Here is a 21,718-nt window from a genome sequence, read left to right on the forward strand (position 1 = left end):
AAAAGGCGAGACGCACGTGTACCGAAGTAATGGAAATTTCGAGGCATTCGGACGGCCGGATTAGCCGGCAGATGTTGACGGCAAGAGTGCCTACTTCGTCGGTTCCGGACTCGCGTGCCTGGCTGGCGCGGCGTTCCTGATTCGTGATGCCGCGGTGGACGCGAGATGGAGGCGCATTTCGCGGCCCTGTGGGATCTCTTCAAATCGATCCCGTCACTCGCCATCGACAACGCGTCGGTGCTCGACGAAATGTACTGGCTGCACAAGACCAATCCCAGCTCGAACCCGGCAACTGGACTGACGGCACCCGAGGACGAGCACGCCGACGCCGCGACCCTCCAGGTCGCGGCGTCGGCTTGTCTGAATCTGCGACCATCCGCGTAGATTGACGGAATGCCGTCGTCGAAGGACTCCGCTGGTCCGTCTGAACCTGCTGGTCCATCTCACCCCGCTGGTCCGTCCACAGCCGTGCAGATCGATCGCGATGACGAAATCGTGATCCTGCGCCTCAATCGGCCGGACCGGCTCAACGCCTTCACACATGAGATGGGCGAAGAGATCAAGGCTGCACTCGAGGTCACCGACGCGGACGATTCCGTGCGCGCCGTCGTGATCACCGGAAACGGCCGGGCGTTCTGCGCAGGCGCCGACCTGGAGTCCGGTGCTGACACGTTCGTCCACGGCGAGACCACCCCGGGGGTCGTTCCACCCGACTCCGGCGGGCAGACGTCGCTCCGGATCTTCGATTCTTTGAAGCCCGTGGTGGCGGCGATCAACGGCCCCGCAGCCGGTGTCGGGGTGACGATGACGCTGCCCGCCGACGCCCGCATCGCCTCCGACGACGCCAAGTTCGGCTTCGTGTTCACCCGTCGCGGCTTGGTGCCCGAGGCGTGCTCGTCGTGGTTCCTGCCACGCCTCGTGGGCATCCCGATAGCGCTCCGATGGACGTATGGCGGCCAGATGGTCGGTGCCACAGAGGCATTGGACGCCGGCCTGGTCCAGCAGGTTGTCCCCAAGGATCAGGTTGTCGACACCGCGATCGCCGTGGCACGCGACATGACCGCCGACAGTGCCCCCGTGTCGGTTGCTCTCACGCGTCAGTTGATCTGGCGAATGGCCGGTGCGCCGAGCCCTCGCGACGCACACGAGGCAGATTCGAAGGCCATCTTTGTCAGGGGTTCCATGACCGACGTCGCCGAGGGCGTGACCGCGTTCCTGGAGAAGCGTCGAGCGGTGTTCACCGACAAGGTGTCGAGCGATCTGCCCGAGATTTTCTGATCGTCGGCGCAACCCACCCACCAGCGAGTCCCACATCCTCGAACGGAAGGTACCCATGGCCGACGTCGACGTGAGTGTCGAATCGAATCTCTCACCCGAACAGGCGTGGAATCTGGCGTCCGACCTGTCGCGGTTCCCCGAATGGATGACGATCTTCGGCGGTTGGCGCAGTGACCTGCCAGACCAGATCACCGTCGGGACCCACGTCTCGTCGCTGATCAAAGTCAAGGGATTTCGCAACGTCATCCACTGGACGGTGACCGAATACTCTGAGCCAGAAACGATTTCGCTCTCGGGCCACGGCATCGGCGGGGTTCGGATCGGTCTTCGAATGACGGTGACGAAGACGACGAACGGTTCTCGATTCCACCTCAACGCCACTCTCGACGGCGGCCTGCTGAGCGGACCCATCGGCCGCCTCGTCGCCAAGGTCATCACCTCAGACGTTCGACGCTCCATCGAGAATCTCGCGGCGCTCCGCTGACCGGAGAAGGCGTCCGCGATGCCCGACATGAGCGGTTTTTCTATCGGGCGATAGGCTCCAAGACGGTGTCCGGCGGCCTGACCGGCCGTTTCGGCGAGCGTATGGAGGTGTGTGAGGTGTCGTTCTTCGACGAGAAGGTGCAGGATCTCTACGACGAGGTGGTGGCCCGCAATCCGGGCGAAGTCGAGTTCCATCAGGCGGTACGGGAGGTGTTCGACAGCCTCGGCGCCGTTCTCGTCAAACACCCGCACTACGCCGACTCCGGGATCATCGAGCGGCTCTGCGAGCCAGAACGTCAGATCATCTTCCGGGTTCCGTGGGTCGACGACGCCGGAGCAGTTCGGATCAATCGGGGTTTCCGCGTCGAGTTCAACTCCGCGCTCGGACCGTACAAGGGTGGCCTGCGGTTCCACCCGAGCGTCTACCTCGGAGTGATCAAGTTCCTCGGGTTCGAGCAGATCTTCAAGAACGCGCTCACCGGCCTCCCCATCGGCGGGGGCAAGGGCGGCTCGGATTTCGATCCCAAGGGTCGATCCGACGGCGAGATCATGCGGTTCTGCCAATCATTCATGACCGAGCTGTACCGCCATATCGGCGAGCACACCGACGTCCCGGCGGGTGATATCGGCGTCGGTGGTCGGGAAATCGGCTACCTCTTCGGGCAATACAAGCGCATCACCAACCGCTACGAGTCCGGCGTACTCACCGGCAAAGGATTGTCGTGGGGCGGCTCGCAGGTGCGGACCGAGGCCACCGGCTATGGCGTCGTCTTCTTCGTGCGCGAGATGCTCAACGCCAGGGGACAAGACCTCGACGGCAAGCGCGTCGTCGTCTCCGGCTCCGGCAACGTCGCACTGTATGCGATCGACAAGGTCCACCAGCTCGGCGGCCGGGTTGTGGCCTGCTCGGATTCCGGTGGCTACGTCGTCGATGAGGACGGGATCGACCTCGAGCTCCTCAAACAGATCAAGGGCGTTCAACGCGGGCGTGTCTCCGACTACGCCGAGAAGCGTGGTGCACCAGCATATTTCGTGTCCTCGGGCTCGATCTGGGATGTGCCGACAGACATCGCGATTCCCTGCGCCACGCAGAACGAACTGAACGCCGACGACGCCGCGAACCTCATCGCCCATGGCTGCACCATCGTCGCCGAAGGCGCCAACATGCCGTCCACCCCGGAGGCGATCAAGGCCTTCTCGTCGTCGGGTGTCCTGTTCGCTCCCGGTAAGGCCGCCAACGCCGGCGGTGTCGCGACAAGCGCACTCGAGATGCAGCAGAACGCTTCTCGCGACTCGTGGAGCTTCGAGCACACCGAACTACGACTGGCCCAGATCATGCGCGGCATCCACGAGAACTGCCTGCGGACAGCCGACGAATACGGGGCGCCCGGCGACTACGTGCTCGGCGCAAACATCGCGGGGTTCACCCACGTCGCCGACGCGATGCTGGCGCTCGGGGTGATCTGACGCGCCGCGCCATTGCCGCACGCCCGGTTGATCGGTGAGCCCCAGCTGACCGTTCGCCACCGTTGCTGATTCGCCGGCATGGTTGCCAAGCGTCGGTGCCTTCGGCACGGTGGAGGTATGAGCGAACACACGAGTGTCACCGTAGAACGAGTCATCGATGCACCGGCCGACCAGGTCTTCGACGTGCTCAGCAATCCTCGGCGCCATCCGGAACTCGACGGTTCGGGATTCGTCCGCAGCGTCGACCATGCCGATCGGATTCAGGAGGTCGGCGACGTATTCACCATGAACATGGAGGGTGCGCACATGGGCGGGGAGTACAAGACCGACAACCATGTCACCGGCTACGCCAAGGACAAACTCCTGGCGTGGCAGACCGCACCTGCCGGCACCGAGCCTCCCGGGTGGGAGTGGGTGTGGGAGCTCGAAGCCCAGGGCCCGGATAAGACGCTCGTGCGTCACACCTACGACTGGTCGAAGGTCACCGACAAGGATCTCCTCAAGAAGGTCAGCTTTCCGCTGGTCACCGAGGAACAGCTCGAGGACACACTGGGACGTTTGGCCGCGGCGGTCAGCGGCTGAGAACCGGCGGCGCCATCACCGATGAGTTCCGCGCTCGCGCATGGTCAGTCGTAGGGTGACTGCGATCAGCAGTCGCTGACGACGAGGACAAGGAGTCTGACGATGGCACGCAAGGCGCAGGTACGGGTCGACCTGATGAACGTCTCGCTCGACGGCTACGCCGCAGGCGATCACATCACGCTGGACGAACCGATCGGCGGCGCCGGCGAACTGTTCGGCAACTTCGACGGACGCGTGATCGCCGGCGTCCAGAATGCGGACGCGCCGATCAGTGCCGACCGCGTCTTCTCCAGCGTGTGGGGTCAGGGTGTCGGAGTGGAGATCATGGGCCGCGGCAAGTTCGGGCCACAGCAGGGCGAGTGGCCCGACGACGGATGGCGCGGGTGGTGGGAAGACGAACCCCCGTTTCAGACTCCGGTGATCGTGTTGACCCACCACGAGCGCGAACCCATCACGTTCGACAATGGAACCGTCTTCCATTTCGTCGACGCCTCGCCCGCGAAAGCGCTCGAACTCGCCCTCGACCTGGCGGAGGGTGGAGACGTGCGTATCGGCGGGGGACCATCGACGGTGAATCAGTTCCTCCGCGACGACCTCGTCGACTTCATGCACCTCTCCATCAACCCCATCGTGCTCGGCGGGGGAGTATCGCTGTGGTCAGGACTCGGCGGGATTCACACACGCTTCGATATCGAGTCTGTCCCGACGTCGACCGGGCTGATCCATCAGTTCTGGAACCGCAAATAGGGACCAGGACAAATTAGGGACAAGGAATCGTAAGCAAGACCCGATCTGCTTCTCGCTGGCTAGACTCATTCGATCAGCGTCGATGACCTGCGAGGTACGGACTATGCGAGTGAAGTGTGCAGCAACGCGTTCGTTGGTCGTCGTCGCGACGATCGCCCTGTTCGTCGGGTCGATTCTGGTCGGGTCTTCGGCAGCCCGTGCCGATGTGATCGCGCCCGCCGCCGGCTACGGCTTCGCCCAGGGCGCCCCGCAATTGACCATGAGTGCGGCGGATCTAAACAGGGAACTCGACGCTGTATCGAAGACGAACGGCCAGTGGTTGCGCGTACTCGTCAACTGGTCGGCGATCGAGAGCACGAAGGGCACGTACAACTGGGCGGTGACGGACCGGGTGATCTCAGCGGCACGTGCTCACAAGCTGAAGGTGCTCTCGTTGGTGTTGTCGACTCCGGCATGGGCACGACGCGGGGGTGCGTTGGCGGGGATGTACGCACCCCCGTCAAACCCCGCGAGCATTGCCCCGTTCCTGAAGGCTTTCATCAAGCGCTACCCCGACGTGACGCGTCACGAGATCTGGAACGAGCCGAACCTGCCGGCCTTCTGGGGGTTGTATCCGGCGAATCCCACCGAGTACACGGCGTTGCTGAAGGCGTCGTATACCGCGATCAAAGAGGTACAGCCGTCGTCGACTGTCGTTGCCGCGGGCATGAGCCCTGGCGCCGGCGCCGTCGACTTTGTCACCAAGATGTACGCCGCGGGTGCCAAGAACTACTTCGATGCGACTGCCATGCACCCGTACGTGTTTCCGAAGGGCATAAACTCAACGCCCAACGGCTGGAGCGAGACTCAGCAGATCCGATCGGTGATGACGTCGAATGGCGACTCCGGCAAGAAGATCTGGCTTACCGAAATGGGTGCTCCGACCCGACCGGCTGCGGGGACATCGGGTTCCAGCAACCTGGGTCTTGGCTCACTGGGATTCGGGGCAACCGACATGGTGACCCAGCAGGAGCAGGCGACGCAGATCGTCGACGTTCTGCGGGCGGCCGGACAGTCGGGCTATTGCGGCCCCGCGTTCATCTACTCGGTTCGGGACCAGGGAACGTCGTCGAATAATCGGGAAGACAACTTCGGTGCGCTGCTCACCAACAACTGGCAGCCAAAGATCGCGGCGACGGTGTTGGCGAAATAGGACCGACGGCATGCGCGACGTCGCCCCTCACGACCGCACAAACACCCCGTTGTTGGACGCGTCGTCGTAGTACTCGATGGACATGCCGGGGCCGTCGAAGGTGACCTTGGAGATCGACCCGGGTTCGGCGTTCTCGTTCTGCAGCGTGAACGTGTAGGTGTTGCCGTCCCAGTGACGCAGTTCGCGCTTCGTAACGCCGCCGGGGCCCATGTCGAGCATCAGCTTGCCACCGTTGTCGCGAACCTCGGCCTGCCCGTACACCGGGTTCTGGTAGACGCCAACGTATGTCGAAAGCGGCTGCGCTGGTGTCGGATTGGCGGGCGGGGATTGCCCCACCAACGATCCCACAGGCTTACTCATGTCGGCAAATGCGTTGCCGTAGAGCGTTGCCCAGTCGTGCTTCACCTCGCCGAACTGCACGATGTCGGCAAACTTGCCGGTGAGCGTCTCCGCGGCACCGATGGGCGCGGCGTTGGTCAACGCCACGATGCCGAGGTCGGCCGAGGGGATCATCAGGAAGGTGGTACCCGCACCGCTCGCGAACGCACCCGAGTGACTGAACTGCGTACGCCCCGCCTCGGTGACCGATGAGTTGAAGCCGTACCCGTAGAAGCCGGCACGATCGTCGGGAGCCGCTGCGGGAGACGACACGATCTGTGGAGTCAGCGCTGGCGTCAGCGCGTCGGCGTCGACGATTCGCTGCCCGGAACTGGTCGTGCCGCCTGCGAGCACCATCGACATCCAGTGCGCCATGTCGTTGACCGACGACGACACCCCGCCCGCGGGCGACTGCGCGTCAGGTTGCCGCGGATACGGCGACACGACCCACTGCCCGTTGGACTTGATGTGCCCGACCGCGCGATTGTCGCGGCCCGCGAAGTCGGAGTAGCGAGAACTGGTGCGCGACATGCCCAGCGGGCCGTAGATCTCGTTCTGCGAGAGGGTTGCCCAGTCGGCGCCTGCTTTGTTGGCTGCCGACGTCGCGGCTGCGGTGAGGCCGAAGTTAGTGTAGTCGTAGGTGATCCGGAATGGGGAAAGTGGCATCGCTGACAGTCGGCTGATCACTTGCTCCCGGTTGTACCCGAGATCTTCTATCTTGTCGCCGGCATGCTCGGGTAGTCCGGAGCGGTGGGCGTACATATCGGCGATCGTGACGTTGGAGGTGACGTACGGATTGGACAGCGCGAAACCTGGATAGTTCGTCGCGACCGGCGTGTCCCAACCGACGACCTTGTCGGTGACGAGCTTCGCGATCACGGTCGAACCCACCGATTTGGATACCGACGCCAGCTGGAACACCGTGTCTGCGTTCACCTTTGCGCGAGTGGATACGTCGGTGACTCCGAAACCCTTGGCGTACTTGACTTCACCGCCCTGCACCACTGCTACAGCCAGACCTGGAATCTTGGTGCGCGACATCAGGTCCGATACCAAACCGTCGAGCCTGCCCACGGCGTTGCCCACCGCGTTGTCGGGCAGGGGATTGGCCACGGCCGCATTGGGATCGGCCGGCTGAGATGACTCCGACGGCTTACTGCTCGACGTGGTGGTCGAGCATGCGGCCAGCGGCAGAGCCACCGCCAGCACGACCGCACCCAGGACGCGCCGTCGACGATGGGGTTTCTCATGGTGTTGGCTTTGACGGTCTTGACTTTGATGGAGTCGACTTTGATGGAGTTGGCTTTGATGGTGTCGACGCAGCAGAACGCGTTCAGCGGGACCGGTCATCGCCGCACCTCCACAGGTGTGATGCAGTTCACTAGCCTGCATTTCGGAGGAGATTACTCCCTCATCAGCCGCGATACCGCCCGGTTGGTCGCACCAGGCCTGCTCGGCTTCCCGTTTTCAGTCATTTCTGAACCGTCTTCGTAAAGCCGACCTGGCCTTTTACAGTCAGGCACCTCCGAGATTGACTGAAAACGGGAGACGTCTGGAACCTTGCGGTCGGAGGCCGGGTTGGCCCACGACGTGTCAGGCGTAGCCGCTGTAATCGGTGGCTTTGTTGCCGACCCCTGGCGTCGAAGATCCGTACTCAGCGAGATACGCGGCTTCCCAGCGCGGCCAGTCGAGGAAGCGGTCGCCTGCGTTGTCGCGGTACCGCCGGTAGAGCCGCTTCTTGGTGAGCCACAACGATCCTCGTGCAGTGTTGACGGCGGCTCGTGCGGCTCGACGACCGCGATCGACCTCCACGGGATTCAAGGCAGGTTGTGCCTTGTCGGAGAAGATCGAGCGCTTGGGAGTGCGTGCCATGAGATCTGCCCCCTCGTCTGGTCTGGGGCTCAACTCTTGCAGGTTGGTGGGGCCTTGAAAAGTGTTGCGTCGGTTGCTTGAACGAGCGTCGCGGTGCTCTTGTGTGAACGGCGCATCACCACCGGCGCGTCGAACCCTTTCTGGCGCAGTCGATGCACTGGCGTGCGGCGGGCAAGACGTCGAGCCGTTCGGGATCGATCTGCTCGCCGCACGTCTCACATCGTCCGTACGAGCCACGCTCGACCCGCTCGACTGCGGAATCGATCTCGACCAGCCGGTCGCGCGAACGCTGGAGTTGAGCGACGAGGTGTCCGCGCTCGACGGCGAGCGTCGATCCCTCTGGGTCGTGCTCGTCGTCGGACGCCTCGTCGGAGGTCGCCTCGAGCACCGCGGCCAGCCGTGCAGACAGTGACTCGATCAATTCCACCGTTCGATTGCGCTCTGCCACGAGCGTATCGATGGACTGGTTCTGCGAGGTCATGTCAGCAAGATTCTACGTCGGGGATCTGCCACGTCCGAGGCGCGAACGGGCACCAACATCCTCGCCGAGTAAACATCCCCGTGAGCACAACGGGTGCCACCGACGCACGAACATGACAGCTTGACTTCCCATGACCACTTCTTTGACGCCGGATCGTCCTGCACAGGTCGACGACCGTCCCACCAGTTTCGACCCCGCCACGTTCGACGACGTGTACGCGACCATCGCCGCGGGTGCGGTCGAGCGCGAGCGGTCGCGCACTCTTGCGCACCCCGAGGTCGCGCTGCTGTGGGAGCGTCGTTTCGGCGCACAGCGGCTGCCCGTCGAACTCGGTGGCTCCGGCGCGTCGGTGCGCGACCTGTTCACCGAATTGATCGCGCTCGCCGCAGCAGATTCCAACATCACACAGGCGCTGCGCGTCCACTTCTCGTTTGTCGAAGACCAGCTCATCGCACGTAACGACCGACTGATTTCCGCCATCGCCGACGGCATCCTGGTGGGCAACGCGATCACCGAACCAGGCGCGGGCGCCATCGACGGCTACCGCACCGTACTGACCCGAACGGGCGACGAGTGGCGGTTGAACGGCGAGAAGTTCTACAGCACAGGCTCGTTGTATGCCGACCACATCCTCGTGGCCGCTGATCGCGACGGTGAACGGGTCAGCGTCCTCGTTCCGGCAACACGGGAGGGCGTCAAGCGTATCGACGACTGGCGCGGCTTCGGCCAGCGTCTGACCGCAAGTGGCACAACCATTTTCACCGATGTCGTCGTCCACGACGACGAGATCCTCGGTCCCGGATACGGAGCAGCCGGCCCCACGTATGCCACCGCCTACCTTCAACTGTTCCAGTTGGCCGGCCTCGCGGGTATCGCGCAACGCGCGACCGACGACCTGATCGAATGGGTGTCCAAGCGCGAGCGCACATTCACCCATTCCGTCGCCGATCGTCAGCGTGACGACCCGCTGGTTCAGGAGATCGTCGGACGCCTCTCGGCCACCGCGTTTTCGGCACGATCGAGCGTCCTTGCCGTCGCGGATCTCCTCGACGAACTGCTCGCGAACGACCCCGAGGACGCCGAGGCGATCACGCGGGTCGAGCTTGCCGCAGGACAGGCGCAGGCCGCGATCGCGGCCCAGGTACTCGCGGCGACGAACGAACTCTTCGAGGTCGGCGGGGCGTCGATCGTGGCGGAAGAGCTTGCGCTGGACAGGCATTGGCGCAACGCACGTACCCTTGCCGTGCACAACCCGATCAACCAGAAGCTGCGGTCGATCGGCGACTACCTGCTCAACGGAGCCGATCTACCGTATGCCTGGAGTGCCGGTGTGCGCACCGATACCGCTGCGGGCGCCGGAGACGCGAAGGCATAGTGCCTCACGTCGAGCGCAGATCGATCATCAGGAAGACCTTGTCGTAGCGGCGTTCCCCGAACGCGACGAATCTCGGTAGGCGTCCGTACTCGGTGAAACCCAGGGATTCGTACAGGGACAACGCCGTGATGTTGTCGCCGCGCGCATCCAAGGTGAGTACTTCGACGCCGGCTGCCCTGGCATCGTTGATCAGGGCGGCCGTCAGCGCGCGACCGATCCCCATGCCCTGAGCACTCGGGCTGACGGCGATCTTCTCGATGTCGGCGTGCGGCCGATGCGTCGGCCGGGCATAGCGACTCCAGTAGCCAAGGCCCACAAGCACATCGTCGACGTACGCAGCCCGTAGCGACGCGTCGCCGACTGCGACATGGCTGAGGATCTCGTCGATCAGCTCGGCCACCTCGGCTTCTGCCGGCGGATCAACCCATCCGAGCGCAGCGCCGTCGCGGACCAAGCCGAACAAGATCTGGTGCGCTTCGCGGGCAAACCGCTGGCGCGCCTGCGGATCTCCGGTTAGGCGCGCCGCGTCGACGATCTCGGTGTGCATGGTCGGCAGCATAGCCAACGTGCGCGGCGATGCTCGACGAGCGCGGCGTCGAACTCACTTTCCGGGAGGCCGGAGCTCACCGAAGCGGAAGAACGAATCCCACAGTCCCACATAGGTTGACGAGACGGGACCGCCCGTCGGGTTGGCGTTCGCGTCACCCGGATTCAGCCACTTGTAGGTAATCGTGACGCTGATCGGCGTCGAACCCGTCACCGACACGAAGCCGGTGGGCTTCCCGGCGGAGCCGAGGTACTTTCCGGGTCGGAACAGCAGCACGGCCACGGGCGACGAACCCGTGCCGCCCGACGTGTCGAACGCGGCCCACATCAGTGGCGGGCACCACGGGGTGCGGTCGTTCGACTTGGCGCGCAGCACCCAGTGCAGATCGTTTCGGCCGAGTGGCGGACCTATCTGGCGGAGTCCGCGCTGCACTTCCGACGAAGCGACCGACAGGCATGCTCCGCCAACGGAGGTACCGGCAGCCTGGGCGCCCGGCGGGGCAGCTGCTGCGGGCGCTGCCGCCAGCGACGTCAGGAATGCGGATGCGGCGAGGAAACTCAGTACACGTGTGCGACGACGAGACATTGATGACTCCAAGGTTCGAGTGGACGTTTCCCGGCCCTGTGGGGACTTTCGGCTCGACGTCGTGGCGCGTTAGCCGCCGTACCTTTCGATGCAGGGCAGACGCGCGATCGTTACCGAGTGGACCAGACCCATTGACGGTGGATGGTCGATCTCTGGGCGCATTGCCCGACTGGCTACGCTTGGCCCCATGAGTCTGCTGCTGAACCCTGCCACCAACGACTACTCGCAGTTCGACGCCGAAACCCGCAGGTTGCTGCGCGCGACGATCGACTTTTTCGAGTCCTACGGCAAGGAACGCCTGCTGCAGGCCGATCTGAACGCCGAGTGGGTCAGCGACTTCCTCGAGTTCGAGAAGAAGGAAAAGCTGTTCGCGACGTTCCTCACGCCCGCCGCATATGCCGACGGCGACGAGAACCGACGCTGGGACGCCGCGCGCAATGCCGCGCTCAGCGAGATCTTCGGCTTCTACGGTCTGTCGTACTGGTACGCCGAGCAGGTCACCATTCTGGGTCTCGGGCCGATCTGGATGTCGAGCAACGAGGTCGCCAAAACCAAAGCGGCACAGCAGCTTCTCGATGGCGAGGTGATGGCCTTCGGGTTGTCGGAACGAACCCATGGCGCAGACGTGTACAGCACCGACATGGTGCTGACCGACGACGGTGCGGGCGGATTCACCGCGTCGGGCACCAAGTACTACATCGGCAACGGCAACGTCGCGGGCATGGTGTCGGTATTCGGCCGCCGCGCCGACATCGAGGGACCCGACGGCTACGTGTTCTTCGCCGTCGACAGCAGACACGAGAACTACCGTCTCATCGACAACGTCGTGCACGGACAGATGTTCGTGTCGACCTTCGAGCTCGACAACTATCCGGTCAGCGCCGACGACATCCTGCACACCGGCCCCGAAGCCTTCGCCGCCGCGTTGAACACGGTCAACGTCGGAAAGTTCAACCTGTGTCACGGTTCGGTCGGGATGTGTACGCATTCGCTGTACGAGGCGATCGACCACGCCAACAACCGGATCCTCTACGGCAACCCGGTCACCGACTTCTCGCACGTCCAAGGCAATTTTGTCGACGCGTTCGCGCGACTGTCGGCAATGAAGCTGTTCAGCGACCGCGCCGTCGACTACTTCCGTTCGGCGAGCCTCGACGACCGCCGCTACCTACTGTTCAACCCGGTGACGAAGTCGAAGGTGACCTCCGAGGGCGAAACCGTGATGACCCTGCTACTCGACGCGATCGCCGCCAAGGGCTACGAGAAGAATACGTACTTCCACCAGGCCAACCGCTTCATCGGTTGGCTGCCGCGGCTCGAGGGCACCGTGCACGTCAACGTCGGGCAGATCCTCAAGTTCATGCCCAACTACCTGTTCGGACCGGTCGAGTACCCAGAGATCGAGACGCGACTCGACGCCACCGACGACGCATTCTTCTTCGCGCAGGGGCCTGTCGGCGGTGCGGGCAAGGTGCGCTTCGGCGATTGGACCGCGCCGTACGCGGCGCGTACCGATGTGCCGAACGTCGCGGTGTTCTACGAACAAGCGCAGGCACTGCAGAATCTCTTGCAGACCGCTGCGCCCAGCGCTGAGCAGCAAAAGGACCTCGACTTCGTCCTCACCATCGGACACCTGTTCTCGCTGGTCGTCTACGGACAGTTGATCCTCGAGCAAGCCGCGATCATCGGACTCGACGCCGATCTGCTCAACCGGATCTTCGACTTCCAGATCCGCGACTTCTCCGGCTACGCCGTGTCGCTGTACGGCAAGCCGACGGCCACACCCGAACAGCAGTCGTGGGCGCTCGACGCCGTCCGACGACCCGTCGCCGATGCCGACTCCTTCGACAGGGTCTGGCAGCAGGTGAAGGAGCTCGACGGCGCTTACGTGATGCCTGCCTGACAGCCGGCGATCAGTACAGTCGGCGGTGCGCGACGCCCAGCCGCGTCAACCACCTCGAGGGAGCTCCACATGGACTTACCTGATGACGTCGTCGAACTACTGCGCACGCCCGCACTCTGCTACGTCGCAACCGTGATGCCGGACGGATCACCACAGTTGACCCAGACCTGGGTCGACACCGATGGCAAGCACGTGGTGATCAACGTCGTCGCGGGCATGCAGAAGGCCCGCAATTTCGAAAGGGATCCGCGAGTCGCGGTCGCGGTCTCTGATCCCGCGAATCCAGCGCTGTTCACTCAAATTCGCGGTCGGGTAGTCGAGATGACCACCGACGGAGGCGTCGACTCGATCAACGAGTTGGCGCAGAAGTACACCGGCAGGCCGTACGCCTGGTACGGCGGGCAGGAGCAGACCCGCATCATCGTCACGATCGAGGCCGACCGGATATCGCGGGTGCCGTGACGGCTGCCCGGCCCCGCACCTCATCTGTGCACAGCTACCTTCGGCAGTACAGAAGGTAAATCGCGACAGATGAGGTGCGGGCAAAATCGATATGTCCGTCGATGTTGCGGCAGAACCGAGTTCGTCAGCTCACGGAAGCCCGCAGCCGGGGGAGTTGCTGCAGCGGGTTGATGCGTTCGACCTCGTAGCGCTCATCTGTGGTGAAGACCTTGCTCAATCCGGGAGCGGGATCGCCTGAGCCCTCGACGAACACCATCTGGCTGAACGGCCAGTCGGAGCCGAAGACGATATGCGAGCGCGGCGCGACCTCCAGCACAGATCGCATCGCAGCTTCCGACGCGCTGAGGGCGGTGTCGAAGTAGAAGGTGCGGATCAGTTGTTGCACATCGAGGGCAGAGGGACGAGGCGCACCAACGGGCCAATGGTTGCCGACAGGCGTTTCCGCAACCACGCCGATGCGCCAGGACAGGAAGGGCAGCGTCCCGCCGGCGTGGGCGAGTTGAAACCGGATACCGGGGTAGCGGCGCAGGGTTCCGCCCGCGAGCATCAGGGTCGCCGCTCGAGTGGTATCAAACGTGAACTCTTCGAGGAAATCCGGCAGTGGCAGTGAGGGTTTGGCGTCGTCGGGGATAGCGGCGGGATGGACGAAGACGAACGCCTCGCGGCGGTTGAGTGCCTCAATGAGCGGCTCGAAACGGGGATCGCCGAGGTAGATGCCGTCGTACGCAGACAGCAACACGACGCCGTCGAGGTGGAGAGTGTCGAGTGCGTACTCGAGTTCGGCGATCGAGGCCGCGACGTCGGGCATGGGCAGTACCGCGAATGCGCCGAAGCGGGTGCGGTGTGTGCGAAAGAGCCTGGCGGCGTACGTATTGCAATAGCGGGCAAGATCGCGGGCCTCTTTGCCGCGCAGGAACGACACACCCGGGTCAGACACCGAGAGTGCCTGGGATTGGATCCCCCAGCGGTCCATGAAGTCGATCGCTGCTTCCGGTGACCACTGTGGGGTGGGATATCCGCCAATGGTGATATGGCCGTGTTCGAGCAGTGCGGCACGGTACTCAGGCGGCAGGAAATGGGCGTGAAGATCGATCCGGTACCTTCCGGACGGTGCGGCCGAAGCGGTCGCCGGCACAGCGCTCGTTGCGACGGCGACTCCTGCGGCCGCCGCGCCTGCACCGATCAACAGCGACCGACGGCTCATGCCGAAGGACTCGCCAGTGCTGGGCGAGGACGGGTTGATATCAGCAGTCATCGGTTGTGGGCCTCTCGGGAAATGAGTGTGGACGCTTAGGCGTCATGGGTGAGAACGGCTGTCTGAGAACGGCTTCCGGCGACCAAGTCCAACGCGATGTCGACGAGCATGTCTTCTTGCCCGCCGACCATGCCCCGTCGGCCTGCTTCCACCAGCAGGCTGCGGGCATCGACGTCGTAGCGCTCGGCAATGCTCTCGGCGTGACGCAGAAAGCTCGAGTACACACCGGCGTATCCGAGAGTCAGCGTTTCGCGATCGACGCGCACGGGCCGGTCCTGCAACGGGCGGACGATGTCGTCGGCGGCGTCTTCGAGCGCATTGAGGTCACAGCCGTGTTCGATTCCGGCTCTCGACGCGGCCGCCACGAACACCTCCAACGGAGCGTTGCCCGCGCCTGCGCCCATACCCGCCAGCGACGCGTCGACACGATTCGCGCCATGCTCGACAGCCACGAGCGAGTTGGCCACGCCCAGTGAGAGGTTGTGGTGTGCATGGATGCCGATCTCGGTGTCGCCGTGCAGAACTCCACGCATCGCGTCGCAGCGCTCGGCGACGTCACGCATGGTCATCGCGCCTCCGGAATCGACGACGTAGACACAGGTGGCGCCGTAGGACTCCATCAGCACGGCTTGCCGCGCCAACTCCTGCGGACTGGCCATGTGGCTCATCATCAGAAAGCCGACGGTGTCCATGTCGAGTTCACGGGCAGCGGCGATGTGCTGGGCGGAGATGTCTGCCTCGGTGCAGTGCGTCGCGACCCTCACCGTGCGCGCACCGGCGCCATGAGCGTCCTTGAGGTTCTGCACAGTTCCGATCCCGGGTAGGAGCAGAGTAGCCACAGTCGCTCGTTTCACCACGCCTGCAACGGCTTCGATCCATTCCAGGTCGGTGTGGGCACCAAAGCCGTAGATGCAACTGGAGCCGGCAAGGCCGTCGCCGTGCGCCACCTCAATCGAATCCACACCGGCCGCATCGAGTGCCGTGGCGATGGTGACCGCCTGATCGGTTGTGTACTGGTGCCGGATCGCGTGCATGCCGTCTCGCAGCGTGATGTCGCTGACATACACCTTGCTCACCGTGTGGCTCCTGTTGTCTGCGCGGCATGAACTGCAATGCGTTCGGCGGTGGCTTTCGCAGCCGAGGTCATGATGTCGAGATTGCCTGCGTAGGCGGGCAAGTAGTGGGCTGCGCCCGTCACCTCGAGCATTGTGGTCACCCGCGTGCCGCTGAACTTGCCGGTCTCGGGGATGTAGAGCGGATTCTCCGCGGTGAACGTCTCGAACTGCACACGTTGCTTGAGCCGATAGCCGGGAACATAGGCATTGACGCGCTCGACCATGTCGGTGATCGACGCCTCGATCGCCGTATGCTCGGTGTCGCCGTCGACAAGGCAATACACGGTGTTGCGCATAAGGATTGGCGGGTCGGCCGGGTTGAGGATCATCACTGCCTTAGCGCGCTGCGCACCCCCGACGTCACGCAACGCGGCGGCGGTCGTCTCGGTGAACTCATCGATGTTCGCACGCGTTCCGGGCCCTGCTGATTTGGACGAGATCGACGAGATGATCTCGGCATACGAGACCGGAGCAACTGCGCCGACAGCAGCGGCGATCGGCACGGTCGCCTGACCGCCACAGGTCACCATGTTCAGATTCGGCGCATCCAGATGCTCGTCAAGGTTGACAACGGGCACACAGAACGGACCGATCGACGCAGGCGTGAGGTCGAGCACCCGGACCCCGGTGGGCTTGAGTGTGGACCAATTGGCGCGGTGCGCCCCGGCAGACGTCGCGTCGAAAACCAGTCGCACATCGGCGAATTCGTCCATGGCGAGCAGTCCGTCGACGCCCTCGGCGGTGGTGGCGACGCCGAGTCGTGTGGCACGCGCCAAGCCGTCGGAGCTCGGATCGATCCCCACCATTGCAACCACCTCGAGTGGGCCGTCGCTTCGGAGGATCTTGATCATGAGATCGGTGCCGATATTTCCCGAGCCGATGATGGCAACCGGGTAGCGATGAGTCGTGGTCATCGATGGCTCCCTCAGGTGAAGTCGATGGATACGCGGCCAAGACCGGACAGATCCGCTGCCGCAGTATCGCCGGAGTGAACGAACACGGCTGAGGTGATCGATCCGGACATGACGAACTCGCCGGCCCGCAGCCCGATGTCGAACGCGGCCAGGGCGTTCACCAACCACGCCACCGCCTCGGCAGGGTGACCCAGAACCGCGGTGGCAACTCCGGTGTCGACCTGCTCATCGTTGACGTACAGGGACGCAGAAATGTCGTCGAGGTCGGGTGCGTCGTTGATCGGCACCCACGGACCGAGGACCACCGCGGCAGAGCTGGCGTTGTCGGCGACGGTGTCGCACAGAGTGATTCGCCAGTCAGCGATCCGGCTGTCGACGATCTCCAGGGCAGCACCAACTGCGTCGGTCGCATCAAGGACATCGGCGACGCTGATACCTGGTCCCTGCAGCGGACGGCTGAGCCGGAACGCGATCTCCGGCTCGACGCGCGGCGCACAGAGCGACGACACTGGAATGGCGCCTCCGTCGGGATACACCATGGTGTCGAGAATGAATCCGTAATCGGGCTCGTCGACGCCGAGCAACTGTTGCATGGGCGCTGACGTCAGACCGATCTTGCGGCCGACCAGCCGAGCCCCGTCGTCGAGCAGTCGCGTGAGATTGCGCTGCTGAATCGCATAGGCGCCGGCCACTTCGAAGTCGGGAATGCTCTCGCTCAGCGGGGCAATCGGTGCGCTGTCGAGCAGTGCGGTGTGCAACCTGTCAGCCCAGTCGTCAAGGTCGGCCGGTGGCAGGGGAGAGATCATGAGTCCTCGTCTCGTGGTGATTCGGTGAGTCGGAGTGCGGCATCGATCAACATGCGTCCGTGGAGTTCGAACAGCGCTGGTAGATCGACCGAGTCACCGCCGATCTCCTTGGCGATGAACAGACCGTCGGCGCCCGCCATGGCGTAGGTGGCGAGTTGATCGACAGCGGCCTCGTCGAGATCCGGAGACAGTTCCTTGGCTGCTTCGCGAATTCGGACCTGAGCCTCAGCTCGCACCTGCAGATACATCTCGCGGGCGCGCGGCTCAACTGGTCGGCGTTCCAACGCGAGCATCAGTCCGAGCCGCAGGAAGTCGGGTGACTCCAGCAGCGCCTTGGCCACCTGCATGGTCATCTCCGCGACCCGGTCACGAGCCGTCCCGTCGTCGGGCATGCTCCACGCCGACAGCCATCGACCGAAGCTTCGCTCGGTGACTGCCGCGATGAGGTCGTCCTTGTCGGTGAAATGCCAATAGATCGAACTCGCAGGCAACCCGCACCGCTTGCTCACGAGGTTGATACTCGTTCCCTCGTAGCCACGCTCACTGGCGATTTCTGTTGCCGCGTCGAGGATTTTGGCTCTCGACGTCTCGCCATTCGCTCGACGTCGCCGCGATGTCTCTGCCATCGGATCACCCTTCTCGATTGGTCGGGGAGTGGCCGCAATTGCCGTAGTGGTCATTACAGTAAGTCCTTGACGGCCCGTGGTCAAGGTCTTAGCGTAGTGATCACTACAGCTCGCTTATGTGGCATCTCGCCCTGGTGGCGAGGTCAGGCTCTAGGAGACTTCCGTGTCCGACATTCCGCACTACGACGTGGCGATCATCGGCTATGGCCCCACCGGGGTCACCGCGGCCAACCTCCTCGGTCAACAAGGACTGAATGTGGTTGTGCTCGAACGTGATCCGGACGTCTACGGTCGCGCCCGCGCAATTTCAACAGACGAGGAGGTCATGCGTATCTAACAGCAGGTGGGCCTGGCCGACACCCTGCAGCGCGACATGCTGCCCGGCGGCGTCGTCGCATTTGTCGACGCCGAGGGCAAGCCGTTTTCGGAGGTGCAGCCGGCATCACGAGGCGCTGGTCACCCACCGCAGCAGTTCATCTACCAACCTGCCGTCGACACGACGCTGCGCGCCGGAGTGGAACGGTTTGCCAATGTCACAGTGCTGACGAGGCACGAAAGCCTCAAGGTGCTCAGCGGTGCCGACGACGTCGAGATCCTGGCCGCCGACCTGGCCGACGACAGCTTCGTTCGGATTCGCGCGTCGTATGTGATTGCCGCGGATGGAGGGTCGTCGGCGACCCGGGGACAACTGGGCATCGGCTACCAGGGCACGACCTACACCGAGCGATGGGTTGTCATCGACACAAAGGTGCTCCGCGACTGGGAAGGTAGCTCGCGCTTACGTTTTCATTGCGACCCGGCGCGTCCCACCGTTGACTGTCCGACGCCGCTCGGGCATCACAGGTGGGAGTTCCCGGTCCGCGACGGCGAAGACGAGAAGTATCTCGCTACACACCAAGCTATTTGGGACATCCTGAAGAGTCAGGGCATCACCGAGGAGAACGTCGAGATCCTCCGCGCAGTCGTCTACAGCCACCATGTCCGGGTAGCCGACCGTTGGCGTGTGGGCCGGGTATTCCTGGCAGGCGACGCCGCGCACGCGATGCCGCCATGGATCGGACAGGGGATGGCGTCGGGCGTACGCGACGCTGCCAACCTGTGCTGGAAACTCGCCGCAGTTGTCGACGGAAGTCTTCCGGAGTCAGCACTCGACAGCTATCAGGTCGAACGTGAGCCCCACGTGCGCGAGACAACCGATCATGCCGTATTCGCCGGCAAGGTGATCACCGAACGTCGCCCATGGGCGGCAAGCCTGCGCAACAACGTCTTTCGGTTCGCATCCAGGTTCTCCATCTACACGCGCTGGATGGTGGACAACAAATGGATCCCCAATGCCCACTATTCCGACGGGCTCTTCAGCGAGCAGACCCACCCCGCCCGGGGATGGCAGATCCCTCAGCCGTGGGTGCTTGACGAGCACGGAACGCGAATTCACCTCGACGACGTGCTCGACGGTCGCTGGGTCGTGCTCGGTCTCGACGAACGCGACCACACCGCGTGGCACTCGCGCGGCGTCGAAGTGCTGAGAGTACTGCCGGCTGGTGCACGGCCGGCCCCCGACGCCATCGTCGACGCCGACGGCACACTGCGGACGTGGTTCAGCACGCACCATGCTTCGGCCGTTGCACTGCGCCCCGACGGCTTCGTCTACTGCGCTGCCGACTCCGGACACACCCTCCCAACGCCCCCCGCAGGATTGCGTGCGGCGACCGCCACCTCACGATGAAGGAAGCCTGATGTTGGCCCCTCACAACGCATCCCACACCGTCACAGTCAATGGCGATACCGAGATCTTCTACACCGAGATCGGTACCGGCGACCCAGTCGTTCTGCTACACGGAGGCGGACCAGGTGCCTCCGGTATGTCGAACTACGCGCGCAACGTCGACGCCCTGGCCAGCCGATTCCGTGTGATCGTGCCCGACCTGCCCGGCTACGGTCGTAGCAGCAAGAACCTCGAGCAAACCGACCCGTTCGGCGCGCTTGCCGAGGCGATCCGCGCCCTACTCGATCACCTCGGACTCGACACCGCCCACCTGGTGGGCAACTCCTACGGCGGCGCCTGCGCGCTGCGGCTGGCCTTGGACACCCCGCACCGCGTCGACCGGCTGGTGCTCATGGGACCGGGCGGGATCGGCACCACGCGCGGGGCGCCCACCAAGGGACTTAATGCACTACTCGGCTACTACACGGGCTCCGGGCCCAGCCGCGACAAGCTCGAAACCTTCATCCGCACTTACCTCGTCTACGACGCCGAAGCGGTACCGGAGAGCGCAATCGAGGAGCGCTATCGGGCCTCGATCGACCCCGACGTCGTCGCACATCCGCCGCTGCGACGTCCCTCGGGTCTCGGCGCGCTGAAAACCCTGTGGCGCATGGACTTCACCCGCGACTCGCGCCTCCAGACACTCCCGAACCGCACGTTGGTCATCTGGGGCCAGAACGACAAGGTCAACCGGCCGGCCGGGGGACAGATGCTCGTCGACGCCATGCCCAACGCCGACCTGCTGATGCCGGCGCGAACCGGCCATTGGGTTCAGTGGGAACGAGCCGACCTGTTCAACAAGGTTGTGACCGACTTCCTCGACGGCACCTACGCATGAGCGGCCCGATGTTGAGCGCCTCGACGACCGTCGCACCGTCGGTGTTCGGGAACGTACACCTCGGCTACATCGTCATCGAAAGCCAAAAGTTCAGTGAGTGGCGACGATTCGGGAAAGACGCCATCGGAATGCACCTCGATGAGTTGTCGCCAGACGTGATTCGGTTCCGTCTCGACGATCACCAAGCACGGTTCATCATCGTGCGCGGCCCCGCCGAAGACGTCGTCGCCCTCGGATGGGAACTCGACAAGCATGAGGCATTCGACCAGATCGTTGGTCGGGTCACCGGCCGAGGTGTGCCGACTGTGGCCGGCACCGAAGAAGATGCCGCAGTCCGCGGAGTGGAACGCCTGATCCGCTTTCCCGGTCCCAACCGTCTGGCCCAGGAGATCTTCACCCGTGCCCGAGTGACCGATGCACCACTGGCGATGACCAACCAACACGGATTCGTCACCGGCACATCAGGAATGGGGCACGTGGCGATCACGTCTACCAAACCGCAGCAGATGCGCGGCTACTACAACACCGTCTTCGACGCCCGGCTCACCGACTACATCGACGAGACGATCAGCGGCGCCAAGCTCAAGATCCGATTCCTGCGGGTGAACGAGCGTCATCACTCGATCGCCATCGCCAATGTCCGTGCCCTGCCGATCAATCCGATCAGGACTCGCGTTCAGCACCTCAACATCGAGGTCGCATCCCTCGACGACATGACCCAGGCATATCAGCGGGTCAAGCAACTCGGCTTCGACATGGCGCTCTCCGTCGGCCAGCACACCAACGACAAAGAGCTCTCGTTCTACGCACAGAGCCCATCCGGTTTCGAATGGGAGGTCGGCTGGAACCCGATCACCGTCGACGAGAAGACGTGGGAACCGACTACCCACAAGGGGATCAGCATCTGGGGGCACACACCAGAAGGTCAGACGATCATCGAGAAACTCGACCAGTTCCGCCGCGGCGCGCTCTCGCTCCGGCACGACGAAGATCCCGTCACTGCGCTTGCAGGCGTAGGGATTCCGGATAACTGACCGAAAGAACTAC

At 63.8% G+C, this 21,718-nt stretch carries 22 protein-coding genes and 2 pseudogenes; 14 read left to right on the plus strand and 10 right to left on the minus strand.

Annotated elements, in window-relative coordinates; translation table 11 throughout:
- Positions 1-16: 16 nt before the first annotated feature.
- From GOSPT_RS23005 to GOSPT_RS03685, 7 genes and pseudogenes are all read left to right on the plus strand, one after another.
- Positions 17-327 (plus strand): annotated as a pseudogene (locus GOSPT_RS23005) (oleate hydratase); the annotation flags it as partial.
- A 66-nt stretch (positions 328-393) separates the two neighbouring features.
- Positions 394-1,278 (plus strand): enoyl-CoA hydratase-related protein, encoded by an 885-nt coding sequence (locus GOSPT_RS03660; RefSeq protein WP_005203054.1) that lies wholly within the window; start codon positions 394-396, stop codon positions 1,276-1,278.
- 55 nt (positions 1,279-1,333) lie between these two features.
- Positions 1,334-1,762: a type II toxin-antitoxin system Rv0910 family toxin gene (locus GOSPT_RS03665; protein ID WP_005203056.1), complete on the plus strand. Its 429-nt coding sequence runs from the start codon at positions 1,334-1,336 to the stop codon at positions 1,760-1,762.
- Between the two features lie 101 nt (positions 1,763-1,863).
- On the plus strand, positions 1,864-3,228 hold the full coding sequence (gene gdhA, locus GOSPT_RS03670) for an NADP-specific glutamate dehydrogenase (protein WP_210734581.1): 1,365 nt from the start codon (positions 1,864-1,866) through the stop codon (positions 3,226-3,228).
- A gap of 117 nt (positions 3,229-3,345) precedes the next feature.
- Positions 3,346-3,810: an SRPBCC family protein gene (locus tag GOSPT_RS03675; RefSeq protein WP_005203059.1), complete on the plus strand. Its 465-nt coding sequence runs from the start codon at positions 3,346-3,348 to the stop codon at positions 3,808-3,810.
- A gap of 102 nt (positions 3,811-3,912) precedes the next feature.
- Positions 3,913-4,557, plus strand: a complete 645-nt coding sequence (locus tag GOSPT_RS03680; protein WP_005203061.1) for a dihydrofolate reductase family protein — start codon at positions 3,913-3,915, stop codon at positions 4,555-4,557.
- A gap of 103 nt (positions 4,558-4,660) precedes the next feature.
- Complete coding sequence (locus GOSPT_RS03685) at positions 4,661-5,749, plus strand: hypothetical protein (RefSeq protein WP_005203063.1); 1,089 nt, start codon at positions 4,661-4,663, stop codon at positions 5,747-5,749.
- A 27-nt stretch (positions 5,750-5,776) separates the two neighbouring features.
- On the opposite strand, the gene GOSPT_RS03690 is transcribed toward GOSPT_RS03685, so the two are convergent.
- A complete protein-coding gene (locus tag GOSPT_RS03690; RefSeq protein ID WP_005203065.1) occupies positions 5,777-7,336 on the minus strand; it encodes a serine hydrolase in 1,560 nt (519 codons plus the stop codon).
- 27 nt (positions 7,337-7,363) lie between these two features.
- Here GOSPT_RS03690 and GOSPT_RS23785 point away from each other — a divergent pair, with 27 nt between their 5' ends.
- The gene (locus tag GOSPT_RS23785) at positions 7,364-7,621 is read left to right on the plus strand and encodes a hypothetical protein (RefSeq protein WP_005203068.1); all 258 of its coding nucleotides are present in this window, start codon (positions 7,364-7,366) and stop codon (positions 7,619-7,621) included.
- A gap of 99 nt (positions 7,622-7,720) precedes the next feature.
- Here the strand turns inward: GOSPT_RS23785 and GOSPT_RS03695 are convergent, their stop codons facing one another.
- Both GOSPT_RS03695 and GOSPT_RS03700 read right to left on the minus strand, forming a co-directional pair.
- A complete protein-coding gene (locus tag GOSPT_RS03695) occupies positions 7,721-7,999 on the minus strand; it encodes a hypothetical protein (RefSeq protein ID WP_005203070.1) in 279 nt (92 codons plus the stop codon).
- Positions 8,000-8,114: 115 nt separating this feature from the next.
- The gene (locus GOSPT_RS03700) at positions 8,115-8,480 is read right to left on the minus strand and encodes a TraR/DksA family transcriptional regulator (RefSeq protein ID WP_005203071.1); all 366 of its coding nucleotides are present in this window, start codon (positions 8,478-8,480) and stop codon (positions 8,115-8,117) included.
- 130 nt (positions 8,481-8,610) lie between these two features.
- Between GOSPT_RS03700 and GOSPT_RS03705 the strand changes: the two genes are divergently transcribed.
- Complete coding sequence (locus GOSPT_RS03705; RefSeq protein ID WP_005203073.1) at positions 8,611-9,855, plus strand: acyl-CoA dehydrogenase family protein; 1,245 nt, start codon at positions 8,611-8,613, stop codon at positions 9,853-9,855.
- 4 nt (positions 9,856-9,859) lie between these two features.
- Here the strand turns inward: GOSPT_RS03705 and GOSPT_RS03710 are convergent, their stop codons facing one another.
- Positions 9,860-10,402 (minus strand): GNAT family N-acetyltransferase, encoded by a 543-nt coding sequence (locus GOSPT_RS03710; protein WP_141630789.1) that lies wholly within the window; start codon positions 10,400-10,402, stop codon positions 9,860-9,862.
- A gap of 54 nt (positions 10,403-10,456) precedes the next feature.
- On the minus strand, positions 10,457-10,987 hold the full coding sequence (locus tag GOSPT_RS22770; protein WP_005203077.1) for an LppP/LprE family lipoprotein: 531 nt from the start codon (positions 10,985-10,987) through the stop codon (positions 10,457-10,459).
- A gap of 187 nt (positions 10,988-11,174) precedes the next feature.
- Between GOSPT_RS22770 and GOSPT_RS03720 the strand changes: the two genes are divergently transcribed.
- Positions 11,175-12,890: an acyl-CoA dehydrogenase family protein gene (locus GOSPT_RS03720; RefSeq protein WP_005203079.1), complete on the plus strand. Its 1,716-nt coding sequence runs from the start codon at positions 11,175-11,177 to the stop codon at positions 12,888-12,890.
- A gap of 69 nt (positions 12,891-12,959) precedes the next feature.
- Entirely contained in the window at positions 12,960-13,352 is a 393-nt protein-coding gene (locus GOSPT_RS03725) for a TIGR03618 family F420-dependent PPOX class oxidoreductase (RefSeq protein WP_005203081.1), read from the plus strand.
- Between the two features lie 124 nt (positions 13,353-13,476).
- Here the strand turns inward: GOSPT_RS03725 and GOSPT_RS03730 are convergent, their stop codons facing one another.
- From GOSPT_RS03730 to GOSPT_RS03750, 5 genes are all read right to left on the minus strand, one after another.
- Positions 13,477-14,556 (minus strand): amidohydrolase family protein, encoded by a 1,080-nt coding sequence (locus GOSPT_RS03730; RefSeq protein WP_141630795.1) that lies wholly within the window; start codon positions 14,554-14,556, stop codon positions 13,477-13,479.
- 86 nt (positions 14,557-14,642) lie between these two features.
- A complete protein-coding gene (gene dmpG / locus GOSPT_RS03735) occupies positions 14,643-15,683 on the minus strand; it encodes a 4-hydroxy-2-oxovalerate aldolase (protein ID WP_005203086.1) in 1,041 nt (346 codons plus the stop codon).
- Positions 15,680-16,636: an acetaldehyde dehydrogenase (acetylating) gene (locus GOSPT_RS03740; protein ID WP_005203088.1), complete on the minus strand. Its 957-nt coding sequence runs from the start codon at positions 16,634-16,636 to the stop codon at positions 15,680-15,682. The genes dmpG and GOSPT_RS03740 overlap by 4 nt, the downstream gene beginning before the upstream one ends.
- Before the next feature lie 11 nt (positions 16,637-16,647).
- A complete protein-coding gene (locus GOSPT_RS03745) occupies positions 16,648-17,442 on the minus strand; it encodes a 2-keto-4-pentenoate hydratase (protein WP_005203090.1) in 795 nt (264 codons plus the stop codon).
- Positions 17,439-18,068: a TetR/AcrR family transcriptional regulator gene (locus tag GOSPT_RS03750; RefSeq protein WP_005203092.1), complete on the minus strand. Its 630-nt coding sequence runs from the start codon at positions 18,066-18,068 to the stop codon at positions 17,439-17,441. Before GOSPT_RS03750 ends, GOSPT_RS03745 begins: the two co-directional genes overlap by 4 nt.
- Before the next feature lie 163 nt (positions 18,069-18,231).
- On the opposite strand from GOSPT_RS03750, the pseudogene mhpA reads away from it, so the two are divergent.
- The 3 genes and pseudogenes from mhpA to GOSPT_RS03765 all read left to right on the plus strand — a co-directional run bounded on the left by mhpA (position 18,232) and on the right by GOSPT_RS03765 (position 21,705).
- Positions 18,232-19,794, plus strand: a pseudogene (mhpA, locus tag GOSPT_RS03755) (bifunctional 3-(3-hydroxy-phenyl)propionate/3-hydroxycinnamic acid hydroxylase MhpA).
- A gap of 10 nt (positions 19,795-19,804) precedes the next feature.
- Positions 19,805-20,671, plus strand: a complete 867-nt coding sequence (locus GOSPT_RS03760; protein WP_005203097.1) for an alpha/beta fold hydrolase — start codon at positions 19,805-19,807, stop codon at positions 20,669-20,671.
- Positions 20,668-21,705: a VOC family protein gene (locus GOSPT_RS03765; protein ID WP_245548684.1), complete on the plus strand. Its 1,038-nt coding sequence runs from the start codon at positions 20,668-20,670 to the stop codon at positions 21,703-21,705. Before GOSPT_RS03760 ends, GOSPT_RS03765 begins: the two co-directional genes overlap by 4 nt.
- The last annotated feature ends 13 nt before the right edge of the window (positions 21,706-21,718 follow it).

Source organism: Gordonia sputi NBRC 100414 (genome assembly GCF_000248055.1).
In the GTDB taxonomy this organism is placed as follows: Bacteria; Actinomycetota; Actinomycetes; order Mycobacteriales; family Mycobacteriaceae; genus Gordonia; species Gordonia sputi.